This is a genomic window from Streptacidiphilus melanogenes, from assembly GCF_000787835.1.
Classification (GTDB): domain Bacteria; phylum Actinomycetota; class Actinomycetes; order Streptomycetales; family Streptomycetaceae; genus Streptacidiphilus; species Streptacidiphilus melanogenes.
This window is the reverse complement of the sequence record NZ_BBPP01000029.1, coordinates 101,946-108,373: the sequence shown is the minus strand read 5'-3', so window position 1 is coordinate 108,373 and position 6,428 is coordinate 101,946. Positions and strand designations below refer to the sequence as shown.

Annotated in this window: 5 protein-coding genes; 2 read left to right on the top strand and 3 right to left on the bottom strand. The window is 72.9% G+C overall.

The window, feature by feature from the left end; genetic code table 11:
• Nucleotides 1-32: 32 nt before the first annotated feature.
• Nucleotides 33-1,202, bottom strand: coding sequence for a benzoate/H(+) symporter BenE family transporter (locus TR49_RS26725; protein ID WP_042386245.1), 1,170 nt, complete (start codon nt 1,200-1,202; stop codon nt 33-35).
• A 36-nt stretch (nt 1,203-1,238) separates the two neighbouring features.
• Here TR49_RS26725 and TR49_RS26720 point away from each other — a divergent pair, with 36 nt between their 5' ends.
• Nucleotides 1,239-1,814 (top strand): helix-turn-helix domain-containing protein, encoded by a 576-nt coding sequence (locus TR49_RS26720; RefSeq protein ID WP_042386244.1) that lies wholly within the window; start codon nt 1,239-1,241, stop codon nt 1,812-1,814.
• A gap of 79 nt (nt 1,815-1,893) precedes the next feature.
• Nucleotides 1,894-2,820 (top strand): phosphatase PAP2 family protein, encoded by a 927-nt coding sequence (locus tag TR49_RS26715; protein ID WP_063770175.1) that lies wholly within the window; start codon nt 1,894-1,896, stop codon nt 2,818-2,820.
• Here the strand turns inward: TR49_RS26715 and TR49_RS26710 are convergent.
• On the bottom strand, nt 2,801-3,370 hold the full coding sequence (locus TR49_RS26710; protein WP_236653539.1) for a GPR1/FUN34/YaaH family transporter: 570 nt from the start codon (nt 3,368-3,370) through the stop codon (nt 2,801-2,803). The two genes, TR49_RS26715 and TR49_RS26710, sit on opposite strands and share 20 nt — an antisense overlap.
• Nucleotides 3,371-3,575: 205 nt before the next feature.
• Nucleotides 3,576-6,170, bottom strand: a complete 2,595-nt coding sequence (locus tag TR49_RS40885) for a cellulase family glycosylhydrolase (RefSeq protein WP_052434661.1) — start codon at nt 6,168-6,170, stop codon at nt 3,576-3,578.
• Between the last annotated feature and the right edge of the window lie 258 nt (nt 6,171-6,428).

Sequence of the window (6,428 nt, the reverse complement as noted above, 5' to 3'; positions counted from 1 at the left end):
ATCATGTCAGGGGCCTTCAGTGCTTTCCGGGCTCAGAGCAGTGCGCGGAGGACGAGGCCGGCGGCGAGTGCCCAGACGGGCGCTCCGATGCCGAACGCGGATACCCCGGATGCAGCAACGACGAACGTGAGAACTGCGGCCTCGCGTCCCTTCTCCTCCGTGAGCGCGGAGGAGAGTGCGGATCCGAGGGTGGGGAGCAGAGCCAGGCCTGCGATCGCCTCGACGAGCTGGGGCGGCGCCTGAGTGAGCAGGACGGCGGAGACGCCTGCCGTCAGACCGAAGAGGATGTAGAGGACGCCGGCCGTGACGGAGGCGATCCAGCGGCGGCCGCGGTCCGGGTGGGAGTCGGGACCTGCGGCGAGCGCCGCGGTGATTGCGGCCAGGTTGACGGTGTAGCCGCCGCCGAAGGCCGTGGCGACGGTGGAGAGTCCGGTCGCGGTCAGGACGTGCCGGACCGGCGGCTCGTAGCCGAAGTGGCGGAGCAGGGCGAGGCCGGGGATGTTCTGCGAGGCCATGGTGATGACGTAGAGCGGCAGGGCGATGCCGACCAGGGCCGACCAGCCGAACGTGGGCGTGGTGAGGCTCAAGCGGGGCAGCAGGCTCCCCGCGGCCCCGAGGTGGAGCGGTGTCCGGACGGCGAGGACCACCAGCAGGGCGATGAGCGCGCCGGGGATGGCCCAGCGGCGTGCCCAGCGGAGCAGGACGGCCCAGGCGACGATGACGGGCAGGGTGAGGCCGGGGAGGTGGAAGGCCGACTGTACGGGGGCGAGGCAGAGCGGCAGCAGGACTCCGGCCAGCAGGCCGGTGGCGAGGCTGGTGGGGATGGCCGCGACGAGCCTGCTGAGCCGTGGCCAGAGCCCGGTGACGGCCAGGAGCAGTCCGCAGACCATGAAGGCGCCCACGGCGGCGGAGTAGCCGCCCGCGGGTCTGCCGGCGCTGACGAGCAGGGCGGCGCCCGGGGTCGACCAGGCGATGCTGATCGGTTGCCGGTGCCGCAGGCCGAGCCAGATGGCCAGCGCGCCCATGCTGAGGCAGAGCAGCAACAGGCCGGACACGGCTTGCCGACTGTCGGCGCCGACGTCGCGCAGGCCGGTGAGGACGAGGGCGAAGGAGCTGCTGAAGCCGACTACGGCCGTGATGAGCCCGGCGGTCAGGGGCTGGACGGGTATGCGTCCCGGCAAGCCCGTAGGCGAGTGTTCCATAAACAGAACGCTAGCGGAGGCGAGATACTCGGGGCCATGGGCAATTCCGCACACTGGTCGGCGGACGCGGCCGCCGCGACGGGGGAGCGCATCCGCGCGCTGCGCGCGCAGCGCGGCATCAGTCTGTCCGAGCTCGCCCGACGGGCGGGGGTCGGCAAGGCGACGCTGTCCGGGCTGGAGACGGGGACCCGCAACCCGACGGCCGAGACGCTGTACGCCATCGCCGGTCAGCTCGGTGTGCCCCTGGCGATGCTTCTCTCCACTCCCGGGGAGCCGTTGGACGTGCCAGAGGTGCAGGGCACGGCGGTCGTGGCGCAGCTGCTCGAGGTGTTCCAGGATGGCGGCATCAGTACCGAGCTCTACCGCCTGGAGATCCGTCCCGGCGTGCTGCAGACCTCTCCGGCGCACCCCGCCGGAGTGGTCGAGTACCTCACGGTCTTCTCCGGCATCGCCCGGGTCGGCCCGGTCGGGAACCCCCTCGTGGTGCGGTCGGGGGAGCACGCGTGCTTCGGCTCCGACGCCCCCCATGTCTATGCCGCGCTGGGTGAGGAGCCGGTGCACGCCTCGCTGCTGATCCGGCATCCGCTGGAGGTTTCGGACCTTCCGGGGTGAACCGGAGCTGAACCCGCCCCGACGCGCGCACTGTCGTTGGCAGGCACTACGGTGAGCGCTACGAAAGGGGGCCGGCGTCGTGCTGAACCTCACGCTGAGCTGGCAGTCGGCGGGTGCGCTGGCCGCCGTGGCCTATGGCGCGTCGGTCGCCGTGCGGCGCGTCGGCGCGCCCTCGCCACGTCGGGTCAACGTGGGGCTCGTGCTCCGTGAGGCGGCGACGATGATCGCCCTCTTCGCGGTGTGGCAGTACGCCGGTCAGATCTCGGTGATGAGCGAGGACGGCGCCATCGCCCGCGGGCAGGCCATCTGGGACGCGGAACGGCGGCTCCGTCTGCCGAGCGAACAGATGCTGCAGAGCCTGGTGCTCCCGCACCCGTGGCTCGTGGAGGGCGCGAACTACTACTACGCCAGCATGCACTTCGGCGCGATGATCGCGCTGCTGGCCTGGGTCTTCCTGCGGCACCGGCGGGCGTATCCGTGGGTCCGGATGACGGTGGTGCTGGTCACCGCGTGGTCGTTGCTGGTGCAGCTGATACCCGTGGCCCCGCCGCGCCTGCTGCCGGGCAACGGCATGGTCGATGTCGCGGTGGAGTACGGGCAGTCCGTCTACGGGGCGACGCTCGGGGGGCTCCAGGCTGATTCGTACTCGGCCATGCCCTCGGTGCACGTGGCCTGGTGCGTGCTGGTGGCCGTGGCGGTGATCAGGCTGAGCCGGAGCCGGTGGCGCTGGCTGGTGCTGGCGCATCCGATCCTGACGGTCGCCGTCGTGGTGGTGACGGCGAACCACTACTGGCTGGACGGCGTCGCCGCCGTCGCGCTGCTGCTGCTCGCCTACCTCGTGCAGTGGTACGCGGCCCGGCTGCGGGCCGCGTACCTGCTGCGCGTTTCTCCGGTGGACGGGGAGGGCGGGGAGAGCGGGGCGGAGACCCCCCTCGGGCCTCCGCCCGCGCCGGTCGGGGCTGTTCGTCCGGCGGACGCCGGATCGCTCAGCGGACGGGGAGACTGAGCCCGGCCCAGTTGCTTCCGCCGAGGGAGACGGTGGCCGAGTACCAGGACAGCAGGCCGGCCACGGCGGCCACCCAGCCCGCGGTCTTGTCCAGGCCGGAGCTTCCGGCGAAGGAGCCGATCGCCCAGAGCACCAGGGCGAGGGTGAACAGGCCGTGGACGCCGCGGAGCAGCATGCTGCCGCCACGCCACTGGGACGCGGTCAGTGCGAGTGCCAGCAGGGCCCAGATGACGTAGAAGAGTCCGGCCGCGTTGGCGGACGAGGGTGAGGCCTGCGACGCGACGACCCAGAGGGCGCCGAGGCCGGCGAAGGCGGTGCCGGTGGCGGCGCTGCCGGCCCGGAACTCGACCAGACCGCAGATCGCGAGGGCGACCCCGCCGACCCAGAGGGTCAGGGCGTGGGTGTCGGCGACCGTGGTGTTGTGGATGATGCCGGTGCTGACGATGCCGTAGGCCAGGAGCGTGAGGCCGAGGGCGAGGTAGCCGAGCGATCCGGCTGCGGCACCGAGGGAGAGGGAGCGGTCGTTGGCCACCGCGGCTTCGTTGCTCACGGGGGCTCCTTTCACGGGGGTGAAGCTGCTCGGCGATCCGTTTTCGGCCGCCGATGTCCGACACCTGTCTCGTACCCGACAGTGACGCGACATCAACACACCGTAATCAGAGTGATATCGAGCAAATCCGTTGATGTCCTGCGGAGTCGCTGCTGAGCGGTGTAAAGGCCGTGGTCGATCGATCCCGGTCGCGCCCGCGTGGGCCTCAGCCGATGGACAGTCGGTAACGTCCGCTTGCACAGCCGGTGACCCGCCACCCGCCGGGCACCTGCCGCACCGTCAACCGGGCGATGCCGGTGGTGCTGGGTGTCGGTTTCGTGGCGCCCGGATACCAGACGTCCAGCGTGCAGGCCGGTCCGCTGGCAGTCGCGGCGGGCGCGACACCGGTCAGCGCGAAGGCCTTGGTCGTGGTCTCGGAGGTCAGCGAGGTGAGGGCGCCGGGGACGGCCCGCGGATAGGCGCGTCCCAGCACGGCGATCGTCGCAGCCGAGGGCGGGACGTCCTTGCCCGTCGCGCAGTCGACGCCGACGAGGTTGCCGACGACGGCGGCGTGCTGGTCGCTCTCGGGGCTGCCGCAGGCCTGCCGCCACACCCAGTAGGCGTCGCCGATGCGGGCCTGGTCCTCGGCGGCGGCGAACCGGCGCAGCATCGCCGGGTCGCCGGAGGGATCGGGCGAACTGCCGGTGGTCGGGCCGAACCAGCCCCACTCGCCTGCCCACAGCGGCATTCCGTAGACCTTGGCCTGCTGCTCCGCCAGCGCGAAGCCGCGTTCGACGGAGACCAGAGTCAGCCCGAGTGAGCGGTCCATCGTGATCGACTCGCTGTACAGGTGCGGCGCGAACACCAGGTACGGGTCCGCGCTGAAGCCGCGCGGCGGCGCGGCGTCGAAGCCGAGGCCGGACCAGAGCACGCTGGGCTCGATGAAGACCAGGTGCGGGAAGCCGCCCGACGCCTGCAGCTCGGCCTGCCGGATCGCCTGCACGGCCCGGTTCTCGTAGGCGCCGAGCAGCACCGACGAGGTGGCCGGCGGGTCGTCGCCCACGCCGGGCTCGTTGAGCAGCCCGTACCCGGCGACGGACGGGTCGCCGGCGAAGGTGCGGGCCAGCATGGCCCAGGTGTGCACGAGTTCGGTCTGGATGCCGTCGCTGTCGTGGTAGAAGGCGCTGAACGCCGCGGTGTTGGCGGGGGTCAGATCCCTGCTGAGGCCCTGGCACCGGGAGGCTCCGTCGGTGAGCGTCGCCCAGGCGGGAGCGCCGTCGTAGCCGAGGGAGGGTGTGCTGCCGCTCGGGCACGAGGTCCCCGCCGGGGCGGCGATCGCCGGGCCCCAGGCGTCCTCGTGCATGTCGAGGTCGGTGTAGAGGCCGTGGCTCGCGGCCATGGCGACGGTGGCCTTGATGCGGTCGAGGTAGCCCTGGTCGTACTGTCCGCGCTTCGGCTCCAGCGCGGACCAGGAGATGTCGAGCCGGACGACGTCGAAGCCGAGGGCGGCCATCGAGGCGAAGTCGCTGTCGGCGAGCGGGCGGACGGTCTGGCGGCCCGGCGTCGGCGCGGCGTAGTCGACGAGCTGGTTGACGTTGACGCCGCGCAGCAGTACCTGGCGGCCGTTCACGTCGCTGATCACGGCGGGGGAGTCGGCGGTGGCCGCGCGGACGGTGAGCGCGGGCAGCGCCGCGGCGGCCGTGGCGCGGGCGGTGGCGCCGATGGTCGGCGCGGGCGTCGCCACGCTCGGCGTCGCCTGCGCGAGACCCCAGGAGCCGACGGCCAGTGCGGTCGCGGAGGCGAGCACGGTCGCGAAGCGGCGGCGTCCACCGGAGATGGCGTCGAGGAGGCGGCTGATCAGCAGCAGTGTGGGGACGACGGCCCAGCCGAAGGCGACGCCGAGGGAGAGGCCGGTACCGATGCGCAGCCCGGCGTCGGCGAGGACGAACAGGTCGGTTCCCGGCAGGTCGCGCGGGAGCGCGAGAGCGGTCTGCACCACGCCCGCTGCCGCGCCCCCGCCGAGGGCGGCGAGCCAGCCGCCCAGGAGCAGGTCGGCGGGGCGGGTGTAGTCGAAGCGGCGCGAGGAGCGGGCGAGCAGCACCGCGCCCACGATCGCTGCGGTCGCCAGCTCGACCGCGAAGCGGGCAGGCCCGAGGTCGAGGCCGAAGGGCAGGCGGCGCAGGCTCAGCGGCTCGCCGTAGAACGCGGCGGCGGGGGAGCCCTCCCACAGCATCGGCCCGACGAGCGGTCCGAGCAGCGCGATCGGCAGCACGGTGCCGGTCAGCGACCAGCGCCAGCCGAAGTGCGGCGGCGTCGGGAGCCGCCGTCGCCGCGACTCCTCGCGGCGCGGCCGGTACCGGTGCGCGTACGCGCCCAGCACGGCCGGTATCCAGCCCACGAGCGCGACCCGCAACGCGGGCAGGCCGCAGTCCCACAGTGCGGTCGCGACCAGAGTCTGCGCGCCGCCGTGCACGCCCGCTCCGGCGGTCTCCGCGATCATCTCCGCGAGCCGCGCCAGCGCGGTGGCGAGGACCGTCACGCCCCAGAGTCGGAACACCATCCGTTTCCGCCCGGTGCTCTCCGCGGCGCCGCGGAACGAGACGGCCGTCCCCCACGCGGTCACCAGCACCAGCACCGGCAGGAAGACGGCGACGCCGGCCACGGACCACACCCCGCGCACGGACGTCACCTCGAAGGCGGACCAGGGGAGCGGTGCGAACAGCGAGGTCGGATCGGCGTAGGCAGCCGCCGCGCAGACCGCGAGCAGGCCTCCGGCGGTGACCACGGCGGCGAACGGAGCACGGCGCGAGGGGTGGGACACCCGGCAGATGCTAGGCACGCGCCCTCCGCCGCAACAGAGGTCTCGTCCGCCTCACAGGGACCACACCGGTCGAGATCCGGACAAGCAGGGCACAGGAGTTGTGAAGGTTCCGTGCAGGCTCGCTCGTTTTGACGCGCACCGGTCGCGCCACCCTCTGTCGGGCGACGGCGCGGGGACATCGGATGTCAGATGGCGCGGCAGCGCGAAGCAGCTTGCCCGGCAGCCGCTCGAGGCAGGGCGCCCGCGCGCCGCGCGGCG